At 33.1% G+C, this 22,693-nt stretch carries 27 protein-coding genes and 2 pseudogenes; 23 read left to right on the plus strand and 6 right to left on the minus strand.

The features are described 5' to 3' along the window. Window positions 1-426 precede the first annotated feature (426 nt). The 3 genes from ABH955_RS04370 to ABH955_RS04380 all read left to right on the plus strand — a co-directional run bounded on the left by ABH955_RS04370 (window position 427) and on the right by ABH955_RS04380 (window position 3,979). Window positions 427-1,092, plus strand: coding sequence for a lytic polysaccharide monooxygenase (locus ABH955_RS04370; protein WP_404448754.1), 666 nt, complete (start codon window positions 427-429; stop codon window positions 1,090-1,092). 151 nt (window positions 1,093-1,243) lie between these two features. After that, window positions 1,244-2,173, plus strand: coding sequence for a manganese-dependent inorganic pyrophosphatase (ppaC, locus tag ABH955_RS04375; protein WP_404448756.1), 930 nt, complete (start codon window positions 1,244-1,246; stop codon window positions 2,171-2,173). 108 nt (window positions 2,174-2,281) lie between these two features. After that, a complete protein-coding gene (locus ABH955_RS04380; RefSeq protein WP_404453599.1) occupies window positions 2,282-3,979 on the plus strand; it encodes a M3 family oligoendopeptidase in 1,698 nt (565 codons plus the stop codon). A 21-nt stretch (window positions 3,980-4,000) separates the two neighbouring features. Here the strand turns inward: ABH955_RS04380 and ABH955_RS04385 are convergent, their stop codons facing one another. Beyond that, complete coding sequence (locus ABH955_RS04385; protein ID WP_002032631.1) at window positions 4,001-4,189, minus strand: DUF4017 family protein; 189 nt, start codon at window positions 4,187-4,189, stop codon at window positions 4,001-4,003. 175 nt (window positions 4,190-4,364) lie between these two features. Here ABH955_RS04385 and ABH955_RS04390 point away from each other — a divergent pair, with 175 nt between their 5' ends. The 3 genes from ABH955_RS04390 to ABH955_RS04400 all read left to right on the plus strand — a co-directional run bounded on the left by ABH955_RS04390 (window position 4,365) and on the right by ABH955_RS04400 (window position 6,361). Beyond that, on the plus strand, window positions 4,365-5,573 hold the full coding sequence (locus tag ABH955_RS04390; RefSeq protein WP_404490914.1) for a peptide ABC transporter permease: 1,209 nt from the start codon (window positions 4,365-4,367) through the stop codon (window positions 5,571-5,573). A 20-nt stretch (window positions 5,574-5,593) separates the two neighbouring features. Further along, a complete protein-coding gene (locus tag ABH955_RS04395; RefSeq protein ID WP_098168333.1) occupies window positions 5,594-6,043 on the plus strand; it encodes a DUF6884 domain-containing protein in 450 nt (149 codons plus the stop codon). A 132-nt stretch (window positions 6,044-6,175) separates the two neighbouring features. Next, the gene (locus tag ABH955_RS04400) at window positions 6,176-6,361 is read left to right on the plus strand and encodes a hypothetical protein (protein ID WP_002085081.1); all 186 of its coding nucleotides are present in this window, start codon (window positions 6,176-6,178) and stop codon (window positions 6,359-6,361) included. 51 nt (window positions 6,362-6,412) lie between these two features. Here the strand turns inward: ABH955_RS04400 and ABH955_RS04405 are convergent, their stop codons facing one another. The 3 genes from ABH955_RS04405 to ABH955_RS04415 all read right to left on the minus strand — a co-directional run bounded on the left by ABH955_RS04405 (window position 6,413) and on the right by ABH955_RS04415 (window position 8,112). Further along, entirely contained in the window at window positions 6,413-6,865 is a 453-nt protein-coding gene (locus ABH955_RS04405) for a hypothetical protein (protein WP_404453605.1), read from the minus strand. 137 nt (window positions 6,866-7,002) lie between these two features. Continuing rightward, window positions 7,003-7,359, minus strand: a complete 357-nt coding sequence (locus ABH955_RS04410) for a hypothetical protein (protein ID WP_000606233.1) — start codon at window positions 7,357-7,359, stop codon at window positions 7,003-7,005. Window positions 7,360-7,488: 129 nt separating this feature from the next. Continuing rightward, window positions 7,489-8,112: an acetylglutamate kinase gene (locus tag ABH955_RS04415; RefSeq protein ID WP_219302618.1), complete on the minus strand. Its 624-nt coding sequence runs from the start codon at window positions 8,110-8,112 to the stop codon at window positions 7,489-7,491. A 1,092-nt stretch (window positions 8,113-9,204) separates the two neighbouring features. Here ABH955_RS04415 and recQ point away from each other — a divergent pair. The 4 genes from recQ (at window position 9,205) to ABH955_RS04435 (ending at window position 14,850) form a co-directional block, all read left to right on the plus strand. Continuing rightward, entirely contained in the window at window positions 9,205-11,322 is a 2,118-nt protein-coding gene (gene recQ, locus ABH955_RS04420) for a DNA helicase RecQ (RefSeq protein ID WP_404453608.1), read from the plus strand. Between the two features lie 25 nt (window positions 11,323-11,347). Continuing rightward, a complete protein-coding gene (locus ABH955_RS04425; RefSeq protein ID WP_404448767.1) occupies window positions 11,348-11,731 on the plus strand; it encodes a gamma-glutamylcyclotransferase family protein in 384 nt (127 codons plus the stop codon). Between the two features lie 182 nt (window positions 11,732-11,913). Beyond that, window positions 11,914-12,657, plus strand: a complete 744-nt coding sequence (locus ABH955_RS04430) for a class I SAM-dependent methyltransferase (protein ID WP_404453611.1) — start codon at window positions 11,914-11,916, stop codon at window positions 12,655-12,657. 117 nt (window positions 12,658-12,774) lie between these two features. Continuing rightward, the gene (locus ABH955_RS04435; protein WP_404490915.1) at window positions 12,775-14,850 is read left to right on the plus strand and encodes a HelD family protein; all 2,076 of its coding nucleotides are present in this window, start codon (window positions 12,775-12,777) and stop codon (window positions 14,848-14,850) included. A gap of 64 nt (window positions 14,851-14,914) precedes the next feature. Here ABH955_RS04435 and ABH955_RS04440 read toward each other — a convergent pair. Further along, window positions 14,915-15,235, minus strand: a pseudogene (locus ABH955_RS04440) (hypothetical protein); the annotation flags it as partial. Next, complete coding sequence (locus ABH955_RS04445) at window positions 15,223-15,636, minus strand: hypothetical protein (RefSeq protein WP_404448773.1); 414 nt, start codon at window positions 15,634-15,636, stop codon at window positions 15,223-15,225. The gene ABH955_RS04445 and the pseudogene ABH955_RS04440, both read right to left, overlap by 13 nt. 82 nt (window positions 15,637-15,718) lie before the next feature. On the opposite strand from ABH955_RS04445, the gene ABH955_RS04450 reads away from it, so the two are divergent. From ABH955_RS04450 to ABH955_RS04510, 13 genes and pseudogenes are all read left to right on the plus strand, one after another. Further along, the gene (locus tag ABH955_RS04450) at window positions 15,719-16,051 is read left to right on the plus strand and encodes a DUF952 domain-containing protein (protein ID WP_404448775.1); all 333 of its coding nucleotides are present in this window, start codon (window positions 15,719-15,721) and stop codon (window positions 16,049-16,051) included. A gap of 183 nt (window positions 16,052-16,234) precedes the next feature. Beyond that, window positions 16,235-16,582, plus strand: coding sequence for a PadR family transcriptional regulator (locus tag ABH955_RS04455; RefSeq protein WP_016091534.1), 348 nt, complete (start codon window positions 16,235-16,237; stop codon window positions 16,580-16,582). Next, window positions 16,569-17,576 carry an HAAS signaling domain-containing protein gene (locus ABH955_RS04460; RefSeq protein WP_404453614.1) on the plus strand — a complete coding sequence of 336 codons (1,008 nt, stop codon included), beginning with the start codon at window positions 16,569-16,571 and terminating at the stop codon, window positions 17,574-17,576. The genes ABH955_RS04455 and ABH955_RS04460 overlap by 14 nt, the downstream gene beginning before the upstream one ends. Window positions 17,577-17,637: 61 nt before the next feature. Continuing rightward, a complete protein-coding gene (locus ABH955_RS04465; RefSeq protein WP_002147366.1) occupies window positions 17,638-18,150 on the plus strand; it encodes a GNAT family N-acetyltransferase in 513 nt (170 codons plus the stop codon). Between the two features lie 179 nt (window positions 18,151-18,329). Then, window positions 18,330-18,530 (plus strand): annotated as a pseudogene (locus tag ABH955_RS04470) (serine hydrolase); the annotation flags it as partial. Next, a complete protein-coding gene (locus ABH955_RS04475) occupies window positions 18,527-18,898 on the plus strand; it encodes a hypothetical protein (protein ID WP_033734048.1) in 372 nt (123 codons plus the stop codon). The pseudogene ABH955_RS04470 and the gene ABH955_RS04475, both read left to right, overlap by 4 nt. 34 nt (window positions 18,899-18,932) lie before the next feature. Then, a complete protein-coding gene (locus tag ABH955_RS04480; RefSeq protein WP_033734050.1) occupies window positions 18,933-19,349 on the plus strand; it encodes a GNAT family N-acetyltransferase in 417 nt (138 codons plus the stop codon). Between the two features lie 35 nt (window positions 19,350-19,384). Next, window positions 19,385-19,789, plus strand: a complete 405-nt coding sequence (locus ABH955_RS04485; protein WP_003189822.1) for a GNAT family N-acetyltransferase — start codon at window positions 19,385-19,387, stop codon at window positions 19,787-19,789. A 14-nt stretch (window positions 19,790-19,803) separates the two neighbouring features. Continuing rightward, window positions 19,804-20,157: an MmcQ/YjbR family DNA-binding protein gene (locus ABH955_RS04490; RefSeq protein ID WP_070143336.1), complete on the plus strand. Its 354-nt coding sequence runs from the start codon at window positions 19,804-19,806 to the stop codon at window positions 20,155-20,157. Window positions 20,158-20,178: 21 nt separating this feature from the next. After that, complete coding sequence (locus tag ABH955_RS04495; protein ID WP_033734052.1) at window positions 20,179-20,889, plus strand: class I SAM-dependent methyltransferase; 711 nt, start codon at window positions 20,179-20,181, stop codon at window positions 20,887-20,889. Between the two features lie 81 nt (window positions 20,890-20,970). Next, window positions 20,971-21,357 carry a ribosomal maturation YjgA family protein gene (locus ABH955_RS04500; RefSeq protein WP_404448781.1) on the plus strand — a complete coding sequence of 129 codons (387 nt, stop codon included), beginning with the start codon at window positions 20,971-20,973 and terminating at the stop codon, window positions 21,355-21,357. A 21-nt stretch (window positions 21,358-21,378) separates the two neighbouring features. Further along, entirely contained in the window at window positions 21,379-21,897 is a 519-nt protein-coding gene (locus ABH955_RS04505; RefSeq protein WP_404453616.1) for a DNA topology modulation protein, read from the plus strand. A gap of 32 nt (window positions 21,898-21,929) precedes the next feature. Continuing rightward, the gene (locus tag ABH955_RS04510) at window positions 21,930-22,607 is read left to right on the plus strand and encodes a formylglycine-generating enzyme family protein (RefSeq protein WP_033734055.1); all 678 of its coding nucleotides are present in this window, start codon (window positions 21,930-21,932) and stop codon (window positions 22,605-22,607) included. Window positions 22,608-22,693 lie beyond the last annotated feature (86 nt).

Consider the following 22,693-nt stretch of genomic DNA (forward strand, 5'->3'; position numbering starts at 1 on the left):
AATTTCGTAATTTATTTATAAACGAATGGTTTAATTGAGTATATTTAAAGCGTGTTTAGATCAATCTTTTTCAAAACACACTTTTTCTTTATATTATTTTATCTAGCTTTATAGAGTTAATGTAATCAAACTTTTTTCGAAGCTACACTGTGATATATAATTGTAAGTAATTATTAACTACTTTAACGCCGTTTGTATTTTCAGACGGTGTTATAAGTATTTAACAATAAAACGACAAAATAAATAATAGATTTGATAACTGGTAATTAAAATGTGAAGAAGAATTGATATTTTTGTAGCTAAACGAATTTGAGAAAGTTTTTAGAGGGTTCTTTTAGTAATGCTCTTCCACTTATAATGGATGTAGAGAAGATGACTAGGCAACTATAGTTATTTTCGTTTCATTTTTGGGAAGGGGATGAAAGAATGAAAAAGACAAGTTTACAAAAGATAAAAAAGGTTATGTTAAGTGGTGGGATATTACTTACTGGATTATTAACATTTGGATTTTCAGAAAAGGCTTCAGCTCATGGGTATGTAGAATCACCAGCGAGCCGATCTTATTTATGTAAGCAAGGGGTAAATGTAAATTGCGGTCCAGTTCAATATGAACCACAAAGTGTAGAAGGAATAGGTGGCTTTCCGCAATTAGGACCTTCTGATGGACAAATTGCAGGTGCTGGTCATTTTCCTGCTTTAGACGTTCAAGCAGTTGATAGGTGGAAGAAAGTTACGTTAAACGGCGGGATGAATACATTCAAGTGGAAACTAACCGCTCCTCATAGTACGAAAGAATGGAAATACTACATTACAAAGAAGGATTGGAATCCAAATATGCCTTTAACAAGGTCTAGTTTAGATTTAGTGCCGTTCTATGTAAAAAATGATGGCGGAGTTAGACCGGGGACAACAGTAACGCATGAAGCAAATGTACCAACTGACCGTAGTGGCTACCATCTTATTTTAGCTGTTTGGGAGATTGCGGACACTGGAAATGCGTTTTATCAAGTTATTGATGTGAACCTTGTGAATAATGGTTTAAATTCCAAATTTGCTTTTAACAATGTAGTGCAAGTTCCTACACTATTTTAAATTAAATATACATTTTGATCATCTAATTCATTTTAGATGATCTTTTTTATGAAAAATATAGAAGAAAGTACAATTATTTATAAAAAAATGTGTCTAAAATATTGTCATATTTGCTTCTTTAAGATATCCTTTTCATGAAGAGGTGGAAAACATGGAAAAAGTACTAGTTTTCGGGCATAAAAACCCAGATACAGATGCAATTTGTTCTGCGATTGCTTATGCAGAATTGAAAAAAGAATTAGGAATGAATGCTGAGCCTGTACGTTTAGGCGAAATCAGCGGTGAAACTCAATTTGCGTTAGACTCTTTTAAAGTAGAAGGACCGCGTTTTGTTGAGACAGTAGCAAACGAAGTGGACAACGTTATTTTAGTTGACCATAACGAGCGTCAACAAAGTGCTAACGATATCGAATCTGTTCGTGTGTTAGAAGTTATTGACCATCACCGTATTGCTAACTTTGAAACAAGCGATCCTATATACTACCGTTGTGAGCCAGTTGGATGTACAGCTACAATCTTAAACAAAATGTACAAAGAAAACGGCGTTGCAATTCGTAAAGAAGTTGCAGGTTTAATGTTATCTGCAATCATTTCAGATTCTTTACTATTCAAATCTCCAACTTGCACAGAGCAAGACATAGCAGCAGCTCGTGAATTAGCGGAAATCGCTGGTGTAGATGCAGATAGCTACGGCTTAGAAATGTTAAAAGCTGGTGCTGACTTAAGCGGAAAAACAATGGAGCAATTAATCTCCCTTGACGCTAAAGAATTCCAAATGGGTAACGCGAAAGTTGAAATCGCACAAGTAAACGCTGTTGATACAAACGACGTTCTTGTACAACAAGCGGAACTTGAAAAAGTTATCTCTGCAGTAGTAGAAGAAAAAGGTTTAGACCTATTCTTATTCGTTGTAACTGATATCTTAACTAACGATTCTGTCGGTCTTGCGATCGGTAAAGCAACAAACGTTGTTGAGAAAGCATACAACGTAACATTACAAAACAACACAGCTACTTTAAAAGGTGTTGTATCTCGTAAAAAACAAATCGTTCCTGTATTAACAGAAACATTCCAAGCTTAATAATATTGAGTACGGATAAACAGAAAGGACAAGTAGTCAGATTGGCTGCTTGTTTTTTTCTTTTTTAAAATGACAGAAAATTATAATTTTAAAAAAGGAGGTTTGCGTATGTTTAATGGTTCAAAGACGTTAAAAAGGGATGGAAATAGGAAATGTTATGACTTGAAAACGTTGGAAAACAAATTTCAATCACTTTTAAATCAAAATATTTCTTCTGTTGCTGAATTAGAGGAATGGCTAATAAAGGAACAGCGTTTAACTGCTGAAGTAGAAGAGGTGTTAACGAGTCAATTAATTGCTGTGTATAGAGATACGAAAGACAGTACAATACGTAATCTACATAAATATAACCAAAATAGTATTCAACCACTTTTAAAAAAATACAATGCAAAATTTGATCGGAAATTTAGTGATTGTCCGTTTTCAAAGCTATTGGATGAACGAAAATACGGATACATGAAAAAAGTAAGATTGGTGAACAGCGAATTATTTAATGAAAAGAATATTTCTCTTGCCGTTAAGGAGGAGGGTTTTATAACGAAGTATAGAGAAATTATGTCTAACATAACAATCAATTGGAACAACGAAATAAGGACGTACGCATACGTTAAAGCAGAGTTGGATAACCCAAATAGAAGCATTCGTGAAAAGGCATGGCATGCTTTATGTGAAGCACGAAGTGTAGTAAAACCAGAAATAGATTGTATTATGAATGAACTTGTACAATTACGGAATCAAATGGCCCTAAATGCAGGGTTTAACAATTATAGCGAATATATTTTTAAGCTAAAAAACAGAGAATATAGTATTGAAGACTGTTATACGCTTCATGAATCTATAGAGAAGCTGGTTGTACCCGTATGGAAACGATTAGGAAATCTTTTTAAAAAGGATCTTGGTGTAAAAGCGTATCTTCCATGGGATCTTGCTCCTTGTACATTGCAGAAAGTTTCATTTCAAAATTCCAATGATTTATTGGATGGGATTGAAGAGATGTTAAGAAAGACAGATTCATATTTTCATGAGGAATTTATTCATATAAGGAAATCAGGATTAATTGACGTAGAAGAACGGGAAAATAAGGCGCCGGGGGCTGCTTGTTTTACCTTACCTTATAACCAAGAGGTTTTTATTTATTCTAATTTTAGCCCATCATTTAACGCAATTAATGCACTCATACATGAAGTGGGTCATGCACTTCATTTCAATAAACAGTTTAACAATGAAAGTAGTATGCAAGAAAAATATCTTCGTGAAGAAGTAGCTGAGTTGTATTCTCATAGTCTCGAGCTATTACTAATGGATAAACTTAACATTTTTTATAAGGAAGAGAATGAATATAAGAAAGCACAACGAGAACAACTGCATCGAGCTTTGTCTTTATTAATTACGCCAGTTTCAGGTGATCTATTTCAGCATTGGCTCTATACCAATCCAAATCATTCATCAGAAGAACGGGATGAGAAATATCTCGAATTATGTAAAAGGTATAAATTTTCGTCAATCGATATTACAGGCTATGAGGAAGGGCTTGGTGCGAGTTGGATAGAATCGTTCCATTATATTCAGTATCCTTTTTACAAAATTGAATATGCAATTGCACAATTAGGAGCACTACAATTATTTCAAATATATCGGGAGAATCAAGAAAAAGCGATTACTTTCTTTAAAGAGGGAACGAGTGCGGATTGGAATTTTTCCATACAGGAAATCTATGAAAATACAGGTGTTGCATTTGATTTTTCACAAGAAACGGTACAAAGTACTGCTGGAGCTGTGTTGAAGTTTATAAGTGAATTAAAATAAGGATAGCATTCGCTATCCTCTTTATTCATAAGATCGTTTCTTGTTTATATAAAATGTAACAATAGCAGCAATAATGAAAATAGGTATTGCGTACGCTTGCCCAACGAATAATTTCCATCCCACATTATTATAGCCGTCAGATGCTGGAATGATAATTGCGATGATACAAACAATAATATAAGCTAATAATGCTGGGAGTATATTTTTCATAATTGTTCACCTCCTTTTAATACCAATGTTATGACTATATTTATATAACACATGATAAGTTTGTGTTTAGAAAATTATGTATAAGACATATATTTTTGTAATTATGTAAATGAAATGGTTATTTGAAAATAGGGTAGATGATATATATAAAGAATGATATAGGGGGATTTGTATAATGGACAATATATTAAATAGAATGAAGCAAGATATAAATATGGAGTTATTGTATAAGCTATGGCCTGATTTTAAGAGGGCTGCTTTTGCATTGTATGATGATGAGTATGTGTATGTATTTCATCATCCATTATTTCTGACAGAGGATGATGATGGGTATACCGTTTTAAATTGGAATGAACAATTTAAAGGAGATACATTCATCATATTCAAAGATTATCCAACTGCCATCGTCAATATGAATAGGTATAGAGATTATGAAAGTTTATTTGCGATTGTAGTGCATGAACTTTTTCATTGTTATCAATATTTGAATGGTGAAAGTAGATTTCCAAATGAATCTCTAGGATTTCAATATCCTATATTAGAAGAAAATATTGAATTACGAAATAAAGAACGAATTTGTTTATATGATGCTGTTCATTGTAAGTCACAAGCTGAGAAGAATAACTATATTAAGCAATTTATTGAACTAAGAGAGCGAAGGGCTAATTTTATGAAAGAAGAGTTTGTAACATACGAGTGTATGGTTGAAAGTATAGAAGGGCCTGCTTGGTATGTTGAAATGAATGCTTACAATACAGTATGTAATAATGATGAAAGTGAAACATTACGAAAATATAGTAGATTAATTTTAGATGCATATGAAGCTAATTGTAACATAAGAAAGAGTTGCTATAGCTCAGGAATGTTTTTATGTTTATTATTAGATGAAATCCTTCCTGAGTGGAAAACGAGCTTCTTTAATAGTGATAAATCGCTATATGCTTTTTTAAAACAAAATATAAATGTGGATTTGGATTTACACAATGAAATTACAATAAGTAATGAAACAAAGCAAATGATTCATTTTGTTCAAAACGAAAGAGACAAGGATTTTAAAGAATTTAATGAGAAAAAAGGATATCACCTGTATATTATAGGGGATATAAAATTAAATATGTTTAATCCAATGAACGTAAATTTAAAGGGAAATAAAGCATTACATAAAACCTTTGTAAGTGTAAGTATACATAATAAAACATATATGCTAAATCAGCCTGTGTTAGCATCTTTTGAAGAAGATTATAAAAATATGAAACAAGTTCATATCATTATGAATGAAAAACCGGTAGAAAAAAATAATAGTTGGAACGTTGTGGGAATTGGAGACATAGAAGCTGAGTATGAAGAAGTGGAGAATTCTCTATTTTTATATTTAAAAAGTTAGAAGCGAGGTAAGAAATAACAATGAAAAGATTATGCATTATTCCGTGCGGAAAAAAGAAAATTTGGGATAAGTATCCAGATTACGGAGAGGAAGAGGCAAAAGATGTATATATTAGTCCATTCGGAAAAGCATGTCAGGCGTATGCAACTGAGTTTTTCGAGAATTGGGTTATATTATCAGCAAAGCATGGATTTTTAAGACCAAATGATATTGTAAAGGAAAATTATGATCTTGCATTTGATTCAAATAGTAATGAGATTATTAGCATAGAACAATTAAAACAACAGATGATTGATAAAGGTTTACTTCAGTTTGAAGAGATCGTCTTACTTGCGGGGAAGAAGCATAAAAAAGTAGTGACGAAGTTATATCCAGAAGAAATCATCACATATCCGTTAGCGGGATGTAGAGGGATTGGGTATATGCTGCAGAGGTTGAATGGGGCAGTGGAAGCGCAGAAGGAAGTATAGGGATAAATTAGTAATATAGATTCAAATTATACCAAATTAATACATTTAAAATAGACTATTAAACAAGCCTTTTTACCCTTTTAAACATAGAATATGATGAATTCTATTTTATATTAGGGGAGAGTCATATTCATGTGTAATAATTGTGGTTGTAGACGCAGAGATTGTAATAGATTTTGGGATGATTTAATGTTTGGAAGATGTAGACGCAGAGATTGTGATGATTGTGGTTGTAGACGTAAACGTGACTGTGATTGTGATGATTGCCGTCGCAATCGTAAACGTGACGACGATGATGATAAATGTCGTAAGTGGTAATATTTTAAAAAGAGTACTTTGAAGTAAGTACTCTTTTTGTGTATAAACCTTTTAAATTCCATCTTGAACAGATTTTTTTTCAATTTCCCATGAATCCTGTTTTATAATCTTTAAAGCTACATTAGTACCATTAGATTCCTTATAAAAGATATATCCGTGGTTTGATTTAACGTAAGTTAAAGGTTCGCCAATGCAATCTTTAGAACAAGATGTGTTGATAAGTTCAATTAAGGATAGTTCGCTAGGATCGGTTTTACTAGCATCTATAAGTGTATCAAGGTTCGTTTTACGAAAACCTTGTAAGTTTACATCGAAATTCTTTTCTATTTCTCCAGTAACGCTAGTATTCATTACTTCAACTGAATTTTTCTTTTCTAGAAGAAAACCATTTCCATAAAGGAATTTTGTATATCCAATCCATGCGATTAAAAATAGTATAAAAAACATACCACTTGTTTTAAGTTTTCGAAGCCGTTTACTTACGATTGATTCTGAATATTTCATTCAGCCTAATCCTCCAATGTTTTTATTTTAAAGTATGCGTGGGTATATATATTTAGAAGGAGATGAAAGTTAGAGAGTTACTGATTCAAAAAAAGAAAGCATCTGAAGTTAGGTGCTTTCTTTTTGAATACTGTCCGCTATCTGTTAGTTACTTGTTTCATAAGCGGTCTTATTTCTTTAACAGGTGGTTTTTTATCATAGGCATCAACGTAAGAAAAGTAATAATTTAAGTTTCTAAGAAGTCCCTTTCCTATTTTTGCGCTTAAGAAGGGGAATACTTGTCCAGTATAATCATCGAGAGATTTACAGTAGTATTTTTCGTCTAAGTATATGCTGTATTTACATGTTAGTTCTACTAATGAGTTACCTTCATCATCAAATACTTCTTTAGAATCAATAATGTCTATTAATGCGAATTTTTCATTCAGATAAACTTTCTTCTTTTTCTCGTGCTTATTTGTGAGAATAAATACGAGACCAATTGCGTTAATCAAACTATTTCCTCCTATAAAAAACGGATATTAATAAAATATATCGATATACGTTAAATGTAAAGAGGAGTAGTGAAATATCATTGATAGAAAGCTAAATAAGCCGATTTGTTTTTTCAAATCGGCTTATTTTTATTGAAATACTTGCGGAAATTGTTTTACGATTGCGTCTGTTATCATGTCGGCCATTTCTAATGCTTCTTTTTCAATTTTATCGTATAGTTTTACACTGGCATCATAATCTTTATTTAGGAAGGCAAGTGCTTCCGCTTTCGTTAACGCTAAATGCTCATAAAACATTTTTCTAAATTCTTCTTTTTCTATATATGGATTGATACTAGTTAGAAACTCAACAATTTCGTCTCCATTAGCGTACCATTTCTTTTCTATAGCGGCCGCTGCGTTTTGATCACCAGCTTTTGCGGCTTTAACAAGATCAGCAGCGATTGTTAAGTGGTCTTTAATTAATGCACTATATTTTTTTACTGCATTTTCTCCGTAGAATGGTTCAAGTGATAGCCCCATGTGTGTTGCATTTTGTAGAAGACGTCCAACGGTAACGTTTACGTCGGGCAAGTTAAAGATGATGCCTATAATGGCTAATCGTGTCCAAGCAACGTGTTGTTCCCATAAAGAACGCATATATCCTTTTAGAAAGTTTTCGTTTTTACTAACTGGGTAATTTCTTACAAATGAATCGAAGTTTCCATTAGTGATATGATAAGGGGAGTAATACGATTGCCAATAAGTATACATAAATAGTTACACTCCTTTGAACATGTATATCTCACAATATGATAAACATTATTTTTAAGTTACGTGTCCAAGAGTTTTTTTGAGAGTTGGAAAAGGAGAAAGTTGAAGGGGAATGAAAAATATACTTATGATATATATAAATCAAAAGAATTTTAAAATAATAGAGGTCCTGCAAGGGAAATTACAGGACCTCTAAAGGGTATTGTCGAGATGTCGGACTCGACTACGTAATATTAACATAAAATTCTTTCAAAAAAACCTGGTAAATGTGTCCAAATAAGAAGAGTACTTTTTAATAAAGTTAAAGGGGTCTGCTTCCCGCGGCAGACCCCTTTAACTAGATAATGTTGATGAGCAAAAACTCATCTAGAGTACTTTTATAGTAACAAATGAAATTCACTTTGTGTATTGAGAAAAAATGAATTGCTTGTATGAATGTAGCGGATTTATATTTTGCTTTTTGGAATTATAATCATTTGTGGAGAGCGGAATAGGGTTCTAAAATGGAGAAAAGACTTTTCAACCAGGCTACGATATATTGCGATATGTAAGTGTAAAAAAAGACCTGCTAATTTAAGCAGGTCAACATAAGGGGTTTATCTAACAGATTATTATATATGGTAACAACTGTATTGTAGTAAGTCTATAAGTTATATGTTGAGAAAATTTGTTTGAATGATATATATTTGGCACATGTATTAACGTTTAAAAAGTTGAGAAAGGAAATTCATAAGCTTGCTATAAGAAAATAAGGGCTGATACTTATAAAATGATTCATATTTCCACGCATCATTATTAGAGAATTGGAGTTGTTTATTTGACGCTTTAGGTTTGTTGGAATTATTGTAACGACTCTTCATAATTTAACCTCCTTAAATTCATATGTATACGATTAGTAGTATTCTAGGAAGGTAAATTAAATGAATATTTATTTTGAAATTCTTTCTTCTTGTGTACTAGATTTGTTTTTTTATGTTGGAAAACGTAAGAAGCAAATAGAACTCAAATACTTATAAAATTCAAAGTGGCGAGAATCAGTTTGATGATATAATGGGAATAGATGAAAGATAAAGAAAAGCAGGTGACTCTTTTTTGTTTACAAAAGCACAAGAACTTTTAGCGTCTTATTTCGGTTATTCGTCATTCCGAAGAGGACAAGATGAAACAATTAAAAATGTATTAGATGGGAAAGATACAGTTTGTATTATGCCAACGGGCGGTGGTAAGTCAATTTGCTATCAAATTCCCGCATTAGTATTCGAAGGAACGACATTAGTTATATCACCTTTGATTTCACTTATGAAAGATCAAGTAGATACATTAATACAAAACGGTATTTCCGCTACATATATTAATAGTTCTATTTCTATTACAGAAGCGAATCAACGAATTCAATTGGCGAAACAAGGACATTACAAATTGCTTTACGTGGCGCCTGAGCGTCTTGATTCTATGGAGTTTGTTGACCAACTTATCGATATGAAAATTCCAATGATTGCGATTGATGAGGCGCACTGTATTTCGCAGTGGGGTCATGATTTCCGTCCAAGTTATTTACATATACATCGCATATTAGATTATCTTCCAGAAAAACCGCTCGTTTTAGCTTTAACGGCAACGGCAACACCACAAGTACGTGATGATATTTGTAGTACGCTTGAAATTAATCAAGAAAATACAATTATGACAACGTTCGAGCGCGAGAACTTATCATTTTCAGTAATTAAAGGACAGGATCGTAATGCGTATTTAGCAGATTATATTCGTCAAAATCAGAAGGAATCTGGGATTATATATGCAGCTACAAGAAAAGTAGTCGATCAGTTATATGAAGATCTAGGGAAAGCAGGAGTTTCGGTATCGAAATATCATGCAGGTATGAGCGATCACGATCGAAATGAACAGCAAGAACTCTTTTTACGAGATGAAATAAGTGTTATGGTGGCAACATCTGCATTTGGAATGGGTATAGATAAATCGAATATACGTTACGTTATCCATTATCAACTTCCAAAAAATATGGAAAGTTACTATCAAGAAGCAGGACGTGCTGGTCGTGATGGATTAGATAGTGAATGTATTTTGTTATATTCTTCTCAAGATGTGCAAGTACAACGCTTTTTAATCGATCAATCAACTGGAGAATCACGTTTTTCAAATGAGCTTGAAAAACTCCAAAATATGACCGATTATTGTCATACAGAACAATGTTTACAATCATTTATTTTGCAATACTTCGGAGAAGAACCGAAGGAAGATTGTGGTCGCTGCGGTAATTGTACGGACGACCGTGAAAGTATCGATGTGACGAGAGAATCCCAAATGGTACTATCTTGTATGATTAGGACGAACCAACGATTCGGAAAGCAAATGATTGCACAAGTATTAACTGGATCTAAAAATAAGAAAGTCATTGAATTTAATTTTCATACTTTGCCAACGTACGGTCTTTTATCAAACCGTAGTGTAAAAGAAGTCAGTGAGTTTATTGAGTTTTTAATTTCAGATGAGTTAATTGCAGTTGAACATGGTACGTATCCAACATTAAAAGTAACGGAAAAAGGAAAAGAAGTATTACTTGGTAAAGAGAATGTTTTACGCAAAGAACGAGTAGAAACGAGACAAATTGTTCAAGACCATCCTTTATTTGAAGTGCTTCGTGAAGTGCGTAAAGAAATTGCACAAGGAGAAGGTGTACCGCCGTTCGTTATTTTCTCTGACCAAACGTTAAAAGATATGTGTGCGAAAATGCCACAAAGTGACTCCGAACTCCTAACTGTAAAAGGAATCGGAGAACACAAACTCGTGAAGTACGGGTCTCACTTCTTACAAGCAGTTCAGCACTTTATTGAGGATAACCCAAACTATGCGGAAACAATTAAGACTGAAGTTGTTTCAGAGAGTAAAAAATCAGGAAAAGCGTCAGTGAATTCTCATTTAGAAACGTATGAAATGTATAAACAAGGCATTGATCTAGATGAAATTGCGAAAGAACGTAGCTTATCAAGACAAACAATTGAAAATCATTTAATTCGCTGCTTTGAAGATGGAATGGAAGTAGAATGGAACAGTTTTGTTCCTGCAGAATATGAATCACTGATTGAAACTGCCGTGCAAAATGCAGAGGGTGGTCTGAAATCGATTAAGGACCAACTTCCAAATGAAGTGAGTTACTTTATGATTCGTGCTTATTTACAAATTAGAAAGTAGAGACATATAAAGGGGATAGGGATTTATGCATCACGTTTTCGTGTATGGCACGTTAAGAAAAGAGCAAACGAATGCTCATTTTATGCAAGTTGCAATATGCATCGCAGACGAAGCATGGACGTATGGTAAATTATTTGATACATACGAAGGGTATCCTGCAATGATTTGTTCAAATGGGGAAAAGGTATACGGAGAAGTTTATGAAGTAAATGATGATGTTCTGCAAAAGTTAGATGAACTTGAAGAATACACAGGTAATGCAGAGAGTGATTTATATGACCGAATCACCGAAACGATTTATTTAGGTGATAGAGAAATACGTGCATTTGTGTATATTGCTCAAGATAAAGAGATGCTAAAGAAAGTTATCATTTCTGGTGATTGGGTGGAGTATCAACAAGGAAAATAAAAGCAGCTATAGAGCAGATAGTGGAATCGACCATTATCTGCTTTTTATATTGGTACTTTCAAAATTCTTATTATTTTGATAAATTGTAAATATAGAGAAATAAGAATGGTTTTTTTTCATGGATGTCAGAAATTTAGTTTCTCACCTGTAGCAGAAAAATCTAGTGCAGGAGGAGAATAATAATGAAAGAATTAAATGTGAAGGAATTTTACCAAAAACAATTCGAACTGTCGAATTACGATATCAATACAGAAAGCTGGTTAGAGCAGGTTGCTAAAGAAGTTCAAGAACAAGTTGGTCATCCATTTCAAACGATGTTAGAACTAGGAGCAGGAAATGGCAGATTTGCAAGGGCGATGTCTAGGTTACAAGTGAAAATGACTACGGTTGAACTTGTACCAGAGTTAGTTATGTTTGCAAAAGAACATTCTACTAATAATATAGATATTCATTGCGCTGATTTTTATAAAATTAACTTTGAAGAAAAGTTTGATGTTGTTAGTTATTTAGACGGATTTGGTGTAGGAACAGATGATGAGCAATTGATTCTATTAAAACGGATTAAAAATTGGATGAAGGATGATGGATGTGCACTTATTGATATTTATCAACCATTGTATTGGAAAAAAGTAAGTGGACAAGAAATGTCCTTAAGCGCAGCTATGCGAAAATACGAATATGATAGTATAAATGAAAGAATGTTAGATCATTGGCGGGACCCTAATTATCCAAATGATGTAGTAACACAGTCTTTACGATGTTATACGGTAGATGAGATTAGCAATCTATGTGCTGAAGCTGGTTTAAGTATTATGGGAGTCTTCCCTGGGGGAGCATATGATTTTGAAAAACGAAAATATAAAGAATTGGCAACATTAAATGAATGTTTGGCATATCGAATTAAAGTAAGGAAGAGTAGGGATTAATCTCTACTCTTTTTTAATTTAGAAAATTCTTACTAAAACTATTGACTTTATGAATGGATTTTTAATACAATTATATTTCGACTGAAAAAATTGGAACGGACAGGAGGGAATCATCAAATGAACAACATTTTTGACGAAGAGTTACAAAAAATGAAAGATACTTTAAGTACGATGGATGATCAATTAGAACAGCTTGAAAAAATCCCGGTTTATTATGGAGAAGATTTTAAAGAGCAAATTCTTGAAAGTATGAGGGAGTCTAATAGACAAAGCTTACGTATTGGTGTACATGAGCCGTATTTTGGAAGATTAGACTTTCAGGAGGATGGCAAGGAAGACGTAATGCCGATTTACATCGGTAAAGTAGGTGTTTCAGATAAAGATACGATGAAACCAATTGTAATTGATTGGCGTGCACCTGTCGCAAGTATGTTTTATTCATTTACCGGTGGTGAAGAATTAGCATTTTATCATTCACCAGACGGATTAGTAGAAGGCGATGTTTATTTAAAACGAAACATTTCGATTCGAAAGAGAGAACTAGAACGTGTTGTTGATACATATGTGAAAGGAAATGAAGATGTCTCACATGCTGATGATTTTCTTCTATATCGATTAGGTGAGAATAAAGATAATAAATTAAAAGATATCGTTTCGACTATACAATCGGAGCAAAATGATATTATACGTGCGGAAAGAAACTTACCATTATTAATTCAAGGGGTTGCAGGGAGCGGAAAAACAACGATCGCTTTACATCGCCTTGCTTTTTTAATTTATGAATATCGTGAACAACTTGAAGCGGAGAGAATGATCGTATTCGCTCCAAACAGTTTGTTTTTAGACTATATTTCAAGTGTACTTCCTGAGTTAGGGATAGGAAATATTAGTCAAACAACGTTTCCAGATTGGGCATTGCGTCTGTTAGATGGTTCGGTGAAACTGAAGCAGACAGAAGAAAAATTGAAAGAAGCTTTCTCAATTAATCGCGATGAAAAAAAGGTTATGCTAGGTAAATTGAAAGGCACGCTGGAATTTAAGTCGTTTATTGAAGAAAGAATGATTCAATTTGAAAAAGATTTAGTGCCAACAAAAGATTTTGAGGCATGGGATAAAGCTGTTATTCCAGTGGAAGACGTTAAAAAATGGATGCAGGTTGAATATAAACACTATCCATTAAAGAAAAGAAGAGAACGTTTAGTCGGCCGTATGAAGCGCTGGATTGAAATTGAGCTTAAAAAGTTTGGAGAAACAAACGAGAAAAAATTACTAAAAAAAGAAGCGACAAAGAGATTGAACACATATATGAATTTTTGGCCGAAAATGAGCCCGCTTTCACTATATAATTCAATGATAAAGAGTAAAGAAATACTCGAAGTATTACCTGAAGAACTTGTTCAAGAAACAGAAAAGAATTGTCGTAAAAAAGAAGTGTATGTAGAAGACTTACCAGCTTTAATTTACATACAACATCGCATAACAGGAATTGAAATTGGACAAAAGTTCCATCACGTCGTTATTGATGAAGCGCAAGATTTCTCGCCATTCCAAGTATATGTATTAAAAGAAATTACACTAGGTAATTCTTTCACTATATTAGGTGATTTATCTCAAGCAATTTATGATTACCAAGGAATTGAAGACTGGGGTGCTTTTAAGGAAGTATTCCAAGAAACAGGTTATTATGAACTGACGAGAAGCTATCGTTCTACAAAAGAAATTATTGAATTTGCGAATGAAATAATAAAAAATGCAGAAATTCCTGTAGGACTCGCAACACCAGTTTTTCGTAGCGGTGAAGACGTGAAAGTAATTCGGGCAGAGGACCAATTTACTGAAGTTTTAAAGACATTACAGCATTTGCAAACTGAAGATGTGAAAACAATCGCGGTAATTGGAAGAACAGACGATGAATGCCGTGATATATATGAGAAGTTAACAAATGTAGGGTTGACTGTTAATGTCATTGAAGCAGATCAAAGCAAATATGAAGGTGGTATTTCGGTAGTACCTGTATATTTGGCGAAAGGATTAGAATTTGATGCCGTACTTCTAATCGACGTTGATGAAGAACATTACAAAAATACAAAACATGATGCGAAATTATTGTATGTCGGATGTACGAGATCGCTTCATGATTTATGGATTTTCTATAGCGGGGAAGTATCACCTTTAATTAAGGGATTAAAATAAATAAAAAAGAGGATTTTCTAGTAGTTCATGAAAATCCTCTTTTTATAGTTAAAAGGTATATGAATTAACGATCTAAGCTGTTTTTTAAATAATAAAATATCATATTCTCAAATTCTTTAATTTGCTCTTTTTCCCATAGACGAACAGCATCTACCGGATTTTGTGTATTCTTTAACCAATCTAGAATTAAGTCTAGTTGTTCTTGTATTTGCCATATTATTTGTTCTTTTATGTTCTCATCCCGAATTCTCTCAATTAATTGAATCATATATGGAAGTTTTTCTTTACATTCGTTTAAATCTCCGCAATAACCTGATGGAAATTCATGCGTACCAAACTCTAAGCTATTTATATAGTAAGAAACAAGATGTATCATTGCCTCTTGAGTATAAATCTTGGTGATGGAAGTGTTTCTTGTTCTGCTTCAAAATACGCAACTTGATTTGTAATTGAGTATAGAATAGAAGGCATTCCCATTCCAACAGCAACCTCTAATGCGTCTAGCAAAGGGAGGGTTTTCCCATCAATTTTTCTGTCCCATGATATGGCGTAGCAAGAATCATCGGCCCCATGTTTTTTTAACAGACGACCTATATCAATTGGACACGAATTAGGTTTAGGAATTTCAATCATATATTCTTCACGTAACGTAGTTCTGTAATTATGGCAAAGTCGACCTATCGCATCTTTACGTTTCTTAGTAGAAGAAAGCTCAAACATGATTCTACCTTGAAGTCGTTTAGTAAAAAATGATTTTACAATGATCTCTTCTAATTTTTTATCCATTATAGGTCTCCAATCTATTAATCATGTGTTGAAAATTTTAGTATTATTATATCATTACATATATTAAAAAAGGAGAGTAACTATGATTACAAAAGTAATAACAAAAAGAAATTGGAGAATCACGAAAAACATTGGAGAGATTAATGAAGCTTCACTTAAAGAAGAGGGATTTATTCATTGTTCATTATTAGACCAAGCTTTAAAAGTTGCTCAAAAACATTTCAATCATGAAAAAGATGTTTTATTACTTACAATAGATCCATCTCTTGTAAAAGCAGAAATAAAATATGAACTTGCTTCAAACGGTCAAGAATACCCGCATGTATATGGAGTAATTAATGTTGAGGCGATTGTAGAAGTTGTCCCATTTTCTAAAGAAAAAGGAGTGTTTATATTACCAGAGGTACATCGTTAAAAGTATTAATGGTATTTAAGTTTGTTAGTAAGCTGCAAGAAAATAAGAACACAAATTATATAGTTTGTGTTCTTATTTTCTGATTTTTATAAAAAAAGATTGTTTTTGTCACAACTATACTGTACGATACATAGTATAAAACATATACTGTATGACATATAGTAATACAAATGAGGTGGGTAAATGGATACTTTATTAAATTCATTAATTACTGAGCTAAGAAGAGGGACGTTGACATTAGCAGTTTTAAGCCAATTAAGAACACCGCAGTATGGTTATTCACTTGTCCAATTATTGGAGCAATCAGGAATCATGATAGATCAAAGTACTTTATATCCACTACTTCGCCGATTAGAAAAGCAGGAGCTAGTGACGAGTAGTTGGGATAAAACGGAGAGTAGACCTCGTAAGTATTATATTTTAAGTGAATATGGATTAGAGATATTTTTACAATTGAAAAAGGAGTGGATAAAGGATTCGAAAGAACTTTATAACTTATTAAAGGAGGAGGACGAGAATGAATTTAATTGAGGTTTATATTCAGGAGGTTGCGAAGAGATTACCTGAAAAAAATCGTGAAGATATTACACTAGAACTTCGGTCAACTATAGAGGATATGTTACCTGATGAATACAATGAGGAAGATGTAAAGAGTGTCCTTGAAAAATTGGGGAGCCCAGTTTCATTGGCTAATGGGTATTTGGATAGACCGATGCATTTAATTGGACCACGCTATTTTGATGTATATACGACGTTATTAAAAATGATTATACCAATTGCAGCTGTTATCGCACTCATTGCAATGATTGCAGAAAATTTTATAGGCTATACTGGTGATCAAGCAGTATTAAATGTTATTTTACAATTGATAGGTAAAGGCATTGGGGAAATTATCGAAGTAGGCCTCCATGTATTTTTCTGGTTGACACTTGTATTTGCTATTTTAGAAAGAACAGATAAAGACAAAGGTACCCAACCGTTGACGACAAGTTTAAAAAAATGGACTCCTGATGATTTGAAAAATATCTCGTATGTTCCAAAGAAAAAGTCAATCTCAAAGTTTGAAGTTTTTGGAGGTTTGATGTGGACAGCAATATGGGCGACATTTTATTTTTATGCAAATCACCTTGTTGGTGTATATGAAGGTACTGAAAATGGCCTGAAATTTGTAGTGCCAACGTTTAAGCAAGATGTTTTACTTCAATACTGGCCAATCGTTGTGGTTATGATCGTTTTCGAAGTAGCTATATCTCTTTATAAGTTAGTACAGGGACAATGGACGACAAGATTGGCAATTGGAAATACAATTCTTCAAATAACCGGAACAATAGTATTCATTATAATTGTAGTAAATCCTCATTTATTTAACGAAGGATTCATTACGTATGTGGCAAATGTGTTTACGATTTCCCCAGAGGGATTTAAAACGTGGTTAGTTGGTGGTGGAATTATCATTTATACGTTGTCCGCTGCGATTAATATATTTGATGGTTTCCGAAAAGCTAGTATTCGTATGTGGAAATGAATCAGAAATTCCGATAATATGAAACCATTTAGAAGATAACCATTATGAAAGGAAGAAAACAATGATAAGGGAAGCAACAAAAAAAGATTTAGCATGTATTTTAGATATTTATAATGATGCGATAGTTTATACAACAGCTGTATATGCGTATAAACCTGTAACCCTTGAAAATAGAATAGATTGGTATGAACAAAAAAAGGCTGATGGCTATCCAATTTTCGTATACGAACTAGATAATAAAGTAGTAGGATTTGCGACATTCGGCCCATTTAGAGCGTGGCCTGCCTACAAATATTCAATTGAACATTCTGTGTATGTTGATAAGGAATATAGAAAAAATGGTATTGGGTCCTCTTTGATGGAAGAATTAATCACATTTGCAAAAGAAAGAGAATATATGACCTTAATTGCTGGAATTGATGCGGAAAATGAGAAAAGTATTGCCTTGCATCAAAATTATGGATTTGTTCATGCCGGAACAATACAAAAAGCTGGTTATAAGTTTAATAGATGGCTGGATTTAGCCTTTTATCAATTGGAGCTTAACGGGCCTGAGAATCCTATAGAAGAATAGAGATATTTATTACGGTACAAATAAATTTAAAAAGAAATTGTATATATTTCAAAAGATAGTATGAAGAAATCTCATGCTATCTTTTTATATTCACCAACATAATTAAACAAAAAAAGGTTTTTTACATTTTATATCGAATTTTCAGAGGTGATAAAACAATATAGAAATAGAGATGAATATATATGACAGGTGGATTGCCCACAGCTACAATAAATATTGGTATAATGGGAATGTTTAATGAACTCCCGTTTCTTTATGTAATTGGAGGAGAAGATTTACCCGAGCGAGTTCATAATATAGAGGTTGATGAAACTATTACAACAGCTTTGAAATACATATACAAAGAATATAGTGAAAGCATGCTAGGAGTGAGCGATTGAAACGAAACTTAAAGACTTCAACAATTATTATTCTAATTGTAACGATTATTGCTCTTGAAGTTGGAATTGCACTATACGATCACACTTTGTCATTAGATACAATTTACTTTGCAGCGATTCTTATTTGTATTGTATTGCTTTTTGGCACACGTGTTTCTGAAGAGAAAGAAAGTACATCGAAACAGAGACGAAGAAAAACGGCTCTTATATTTTGGCCATCTATTTTAATATTAATTACTAGTTTTGCAGTTATAAGTTATGTAAGAATAGGCTATGTCTCTGTACCTGGGATAATTGGTTTTTCGTGCTTTGTTACATATGGTGGATTTGTGTTCATTAGTATTTTAAAGAGACGAAATAAAAATTAAATGTAACTTACTAAGTTGAAAGGAAGCAATGTATATGAAACATATAGAGAACGGTACACGCACTGAAGGAGAATACATTAAAAATAAAGTAATTCAATATAATATGTCCATCTTAACAGATGAAGTAAAACAGCCGATGGAACAAGTAAGCTTTGTAGTGAAAGATGAGGAAGGGAAAATCTTTGGCGGCGTTACAGGAACGATGTATTTTTATCATCTTCATATCGATTTTTTATGGGTTGATGAATCGGTGCGTCATGATGGTTATGGAAGTCAACTGATACATAAAATCGAAGACATTGCGAAGGAAAAAGGATGTAGACTCATATTACTAGATTCATTTAGTTTCCAAGCACCAGAATTTTATAAAAAGCACGGCTACCGAGAGTATGGTGTCGTTGAAGATCACCCGAAAGGGCATAGTCAGCACTTTTTAGAAAAGAGATTATAATAATGTTATGTAAACTGTTTGACAGGAGAAAGAAAATGTACACGTATAAATTACAACATGAACAACCAATCTGTGCAGAGAAAATAAAGAAGCTTTATGATTCAGTCGGCTGGTGGCCGGAAAGAAAAGAAATTGATATTGAAAAAATGTTAAAGAATAGTATAGCAATTGGAGTATGGGAAGAAAATGAATTAATTGGATTTGCTAGAGTCGTTTCAGATGGTGTTTTTCGAGCGTACATAGAAGATGTTGTCGTACATGAAAGTGTAAGAAATAAAGGTATTGGAGAGAATATGCTTACAATATTACTGGAAGAGATATCTCATATTGATATTGTTAGTCTATTTTGCGGAGAGAAACTAATAAAGTTTTATGGTGAACAGCAATTTAAAGCGACGAAGCAAATTGTGATGCATCGTAATCAAATAGTGGAAGAATAAGAGGTGCCAGAAGAATGAATGCAACGAGAGAGTATTGTTTATCGAAAAGAAAAGCGACAGAAGATTCTCCGGATGGCTGGAGTGCAACATGTATGAGGCTCAATAATAAAATATTTGCGATAGTGAACCATGAAGAAGGTGAAAAAGCTGCAATTACATTAAAATGTGATCCAGAACTCGCATTAAGAATAAGAGAAGATTACCCAGAAACAATAATTCCTGGATATCATATGAACAAAAAGCATTGGAATACAGTGTACATACATAAAGATGTAGGACAAGAACAAATTAATAAGATGATAGATTGGTCGTATGATTTAGTACTGCAATCATTTTCAAAGAAAAAGCAGCAAGAGTTATTGGATTAATATGTATTAGGAGTGGATGTAATGAAAGACTCAATCAAAGATACGTATGATAAATTAGCGAGTACATATAAAGAAAATCTAGATTTGGCAAATCCATATAACAGTTATTATGAAAGACCAGCGATGATGGAGATTATTCCAAAGAAACTAGAAGGGAAGAGAATACTAGATGCTGGATGTGCAGCTGGATGGTATACTTCTCAATTCGTAGGAAGAGGAGCAAACGTTACAGCAATTGATGTAAGTTCTGAAATGGTAAAAGCCGCAAAGGAAAGTACAGGTGATAAAGCAACATTTCTTTGTCATGACCTTCAAGAAACATTACCATTTGAAGATAATTCTTTTGATATGATTGTAAGTTCGCTTACTCTTCATTACTTGCAAAATTGGAGTAATGTATTTCAAGAGTTTCATCGCGTCCTTAAACCAGGTGGTTTATTTGTGTATTCCGTTCATCACCCATTTATGGATTTTACAAAGTTTCCGTGTGAAGATTATTTTAAAACGCAATTGTTAGTAGATACTTGGCGGAAACCTAATATTACAATTGAAGTAAGTTTCTTTAGAAGGTCACTTCAAGATATTATAAATGAAACAACGAGTAATTTTGTATTAGAAGAGTTAGTCGAGCCGAAACCGATTGAAAAGATGAAGGAAGTAGATGAGAAATCATATTATTATTTAAACACTAACCCGCATTTCCTTATTATAAAAGCGAAGAATACAAAGTGAAACCGTATATAAATAGCTAGTAAAATGATTATATTTTACTAGCTATTTGCAGTTTTACATTATATATTAGGAGATTTTGAAATGAATACGAAACGAAATAGATTACTATATGCAATGTTTACTATAGTTGTTATTATTTTAGGCCTTAGTTCAAGAAAGTTTGCTTTTGCGTTACCTGATTTATTAAATGATTACTTAGGTGATGCTTTATGGGCGTTAATGATTTTCGTTGGATTCGGATTTTTGTTTCCTAAAATAGAAACGAAGAAATTAGCTTTTATTAGTTTGATATTTTGCTACGGGATTGAAATTAGTCAATTGTACCATGCGGAATGGATAGATAGCATTCGAGCAACGACTTTAGGTGGACTCGTATTAGGTTACGGATTTTTATGGAGTGATCTAGTTGCTTATACAATTGGTGTTGGGATTGGAATGTTTTGTGAGTTTATGCTACGGAAGAAATAAAAGATGTAAAAAGGGGTATTTATGAAAAAAATTATATTAATTGGTTCTGGTGGTTCAGGAAAATCCACATTAGCAAGGCAGTTAGGTAATAAGCTAAATATTAAGGTGCATCATCTTGATGCACTATTTTGGAAACCAAATTGGGAGGGTGTACCGAAAGAGGAGCAAAGAACGGTTCAAAATGAATTAGTTAAAGGGGAAAAGTGGATTATTGATGGGAATTATGGCGGGACAATGGACATAAGAATTAACGCAGCTGATACAATTATCTTTCTTGATATTCATAGAACAATTTGTGTTTATCGTGCTTTTAAAAGAATTGTGCAATATCGGAATAAAACAAGACCGGATATGGGGGCTGGATGTGAAGAAAGATTTGACTTGCAATTTTTCAAATGGATATGGGAATATCCTAAAACGAAACGACCTTCAATTTTAAAGGGGCTAAATCAATTGAGTAAGGATAAAGATGTTATTATTTTAAAATCTTCAAATGAAGTAAGACTATTTTTAGAGAAGCACGATACCATAAATAGTTAGATTATAAAAAGAAGTAACATGGGGGGATAGGATTGAATAGATTCATTGGCCCGGTTGACTCTAATATGGTGAAAATTCCAACAGGAAAAGTAGAATTAAGAGATGATCGAATAAAAAAAGAATGGCAAGTTCAAATAAAACCATTTCTTCTTGCAAAGTATGTTGTAACAGCGGAATTATATTACGCAATTACGAATCGTGCACTAAATGGTAATGAAAATGGTAATAAACCTGTTGTAAATATTTCATGGCATGATGCAATTGCTTTTTGTAATTTACTGTCTAAAATAGCAGGGTTTACAGAGTATTATTCTATACAAGATGATGGGAAAAAGGTTAGTTGTAACTTGCATTCAAATGGCTATCGATTACCGTCTGAGGCAGAGTGGCAATATGCATGTAAAGCAGGTACGACGGGATATACGTATGGGGAACTTCAGAAAATAGCGTGGTATAATGAAAATTCAAGTGGGCAAATTCATGACGTCGGTAAAAAAGAGCCGAATGCATGGGGACTTTATGATATGTTAGGGAACGTTTGGGAATGGTGCTATGATTTGTATGATGAAACAGTGTACGGGTCATACCGCATTTTTCGTGGTGGTAGTTGGGCTGAAGCAGCTAGAGGTTGCGGTGCCACTTGTCGCCGTCGTAGTCATCCTACGTTTCATATAGATGATCTCGGTTTTAGGCTTGCTAGGTCAATTTAGCAGGAAAATGATACATATAACACCGTAAAGAGTATGGAAAGTATCCATACTCTTTACAACATAGAAATTTTAAAATTTAAGGAGTG

It is taken from the genome of Bacillus sp. RC240 (genome assembly GCF_044907945.1).
GTDB classification, from domain to species: Bacteria; Bacillota; Bacilli; order Bacillales; family Bacillaceae_G; genus Bacillus_A; species Bacillus_A mycoides.

What these genes read in the sequence shown, in the direction of transcription:
- ABH955_RS04370 (WP_404448754.1), top strand. Translation starts at nt 427, where the DNA reads ATGAAAAAGACAAGTTTACAAAAGATAAAAAAGGTTATGTTAAGTGGT.
- ABH955_RS04400 (WP_002085081.1), top strand. Translation starts at nt 6,176, where the DNA reads ATGTGTAATAATTGTGGTTGTAGACGCAGAGATTGTAATAGATTTTGG.
- ABH955_RS04395 (WP_098168333.1), top strand. Translation starts at nt 5,594, where the DNA reads ATGAAAAGATTATGCATTATTCCGTGCGGAAAAAAGAAAATTTGGGAT.
- ABH955_RS04465 (WP_002147366.1), top strand. Translation starts at nt 17,638, where the DNA reads ATGATAAGGGAAGCAACAAAAAAAGATTTAGCATGTATTTTAGATATT.
- ABH955_RS04390 (WP_404490914.1), top strand. Translation starts at nt 4,365, where the DNA reads ATGGACAATATATTAAATAGAATGAAGCAAGATATAAATATGGAGTTA.
- ABH955_RS04380 (WP_404453599.1), top strand. Translation starts at nt 2,282, where the DNA reads ATGTTTAATGGTTCAAAGACGTTAAAAAGGGATGGAAATAGGAAATGT.
- ABH955_RS04405 (WP_404453605.1), bottom strand. Translation starts at nt 6,865, where the DNA reads ATGAAATATTCAGAATCAATCGTAAGTAAACGGCTTCGAAAACTTAAA.
- ABH955_RS04500 (WP_404448781.1), top strand. Translation starts at nt 20,971, where the DNA reads ATGAATACGAAACGAAATAGATTACTATATGCAATGTTTACTATAGTT.
- ABH955_RS04505 (WP_404453616.1), top strand. Translation starts at nt 21,379, where the DNA reads ATGAAAAAAATTATATTAATTGGTTCTGGTGGTTCAGGAAAATCCACA.
- ABH955_RS04425 (WP_404448767.1), top strand. Translation starts at nt 11,348, where the DNA reads ATGCATCACGTTTTCGTGTATGGCACGTTAAGAAAAGAGCAAACGAAT.
- ABH955_RS04415 (WP_219302618.1), bottom strand. Translation starts at nt 8,112, where the DNA reads ATGTATACTTATTGGCAATCGTATTACTCCCCTTATCATATCACTAAT.
- ABH955_RS04445 (WP_404448773.1), bottom strand. Translation starts at nt 15,636, where the DNA reads ATGGATAAAAAATTAGAAGAGATCATTGTAAAATCATTTTTTACTAAA.
- ABH955_RS04460 (WP_404453614.1), top strand. Translation starts at nt 16,569, where the DNA reads ATGAATTTAATTGAGGTTTATATTCAGGAGGTTGCGAAGAGATTACCT.
- ABH955_RS04385 (WP_002032631.1), bottom strand. Translation starts at nt 4,189, where the DNA reads ATGAAAAATATACTCCCAGCATTATTAGCTTATATTATTGTTTGTATC.
- ABH955_RS04430 (WP_404453611.1), top strand. Translation starts at nt 11,914, where the DNA reads ATGAAAGAATTAAATGTGAAGGAATTTTACCAAAAACAATTCGAACTG.
- ABH955_RS04435 (WP_404490915.1), top strand. Translation starts at nt 12,775, where the DNA reads ATGAACAACATTTTTGACGAAGAGTTACAAAAAATGAAAGATACTTTA.
- ABH955_RS04480 (WP_033734050.1), top strand. Translation starts at nt 18,933, where the DNA reads ATGAAACATATAGAGAACGGTACACGCACTGAAGGAGAATACATTAAA.
- ABH955_RS04485 (WP_003189822.1), top strand. Translation starts at nt 19,385, where the DNA reads ATGTACACGTATAAATTACAACATGAACAACCAATCTGTGCAGAGAAA.
- ABH955_RS04490 (WP_070143336.1), top strand. Translation starts at nt 19,804, where the DNA reads ATGAATGCAACGAGAGAGTATTGTTTATCGAAAAGAAAAGCGACAGAA.
- ABH955_RS04495 (WP_033734052.1), top strand. Translation starts at nt 20,179, where the DNA reads ATGAAAGACTCAATCAAAGATACGTATGATAAATTAGCGAGTACATAT.
- ABH955_RS04450 (WP_404448775.1), top strand. Translation starts at nt 15,719, where the DNA reads ATGATTACAAAAGTAATAACAAAAAGAAATTGGAGAATCACGAAAAAC.
- ABH955_RS04455 (WP_016091534.1), top strand. Translation starts at nt 16,235, where the DNA reads ATGGATACTTTATTAAATTCATTAATTACTGAGCTAAGAAGAGGGACG.
- ppaC (WP_404448756.1), top strand. Translation starts at nt 1,244, where the DNA reads ATGGAAAAAGTACTAGTTTTCGGGCATAAAAACCCAGATACAGATGCA.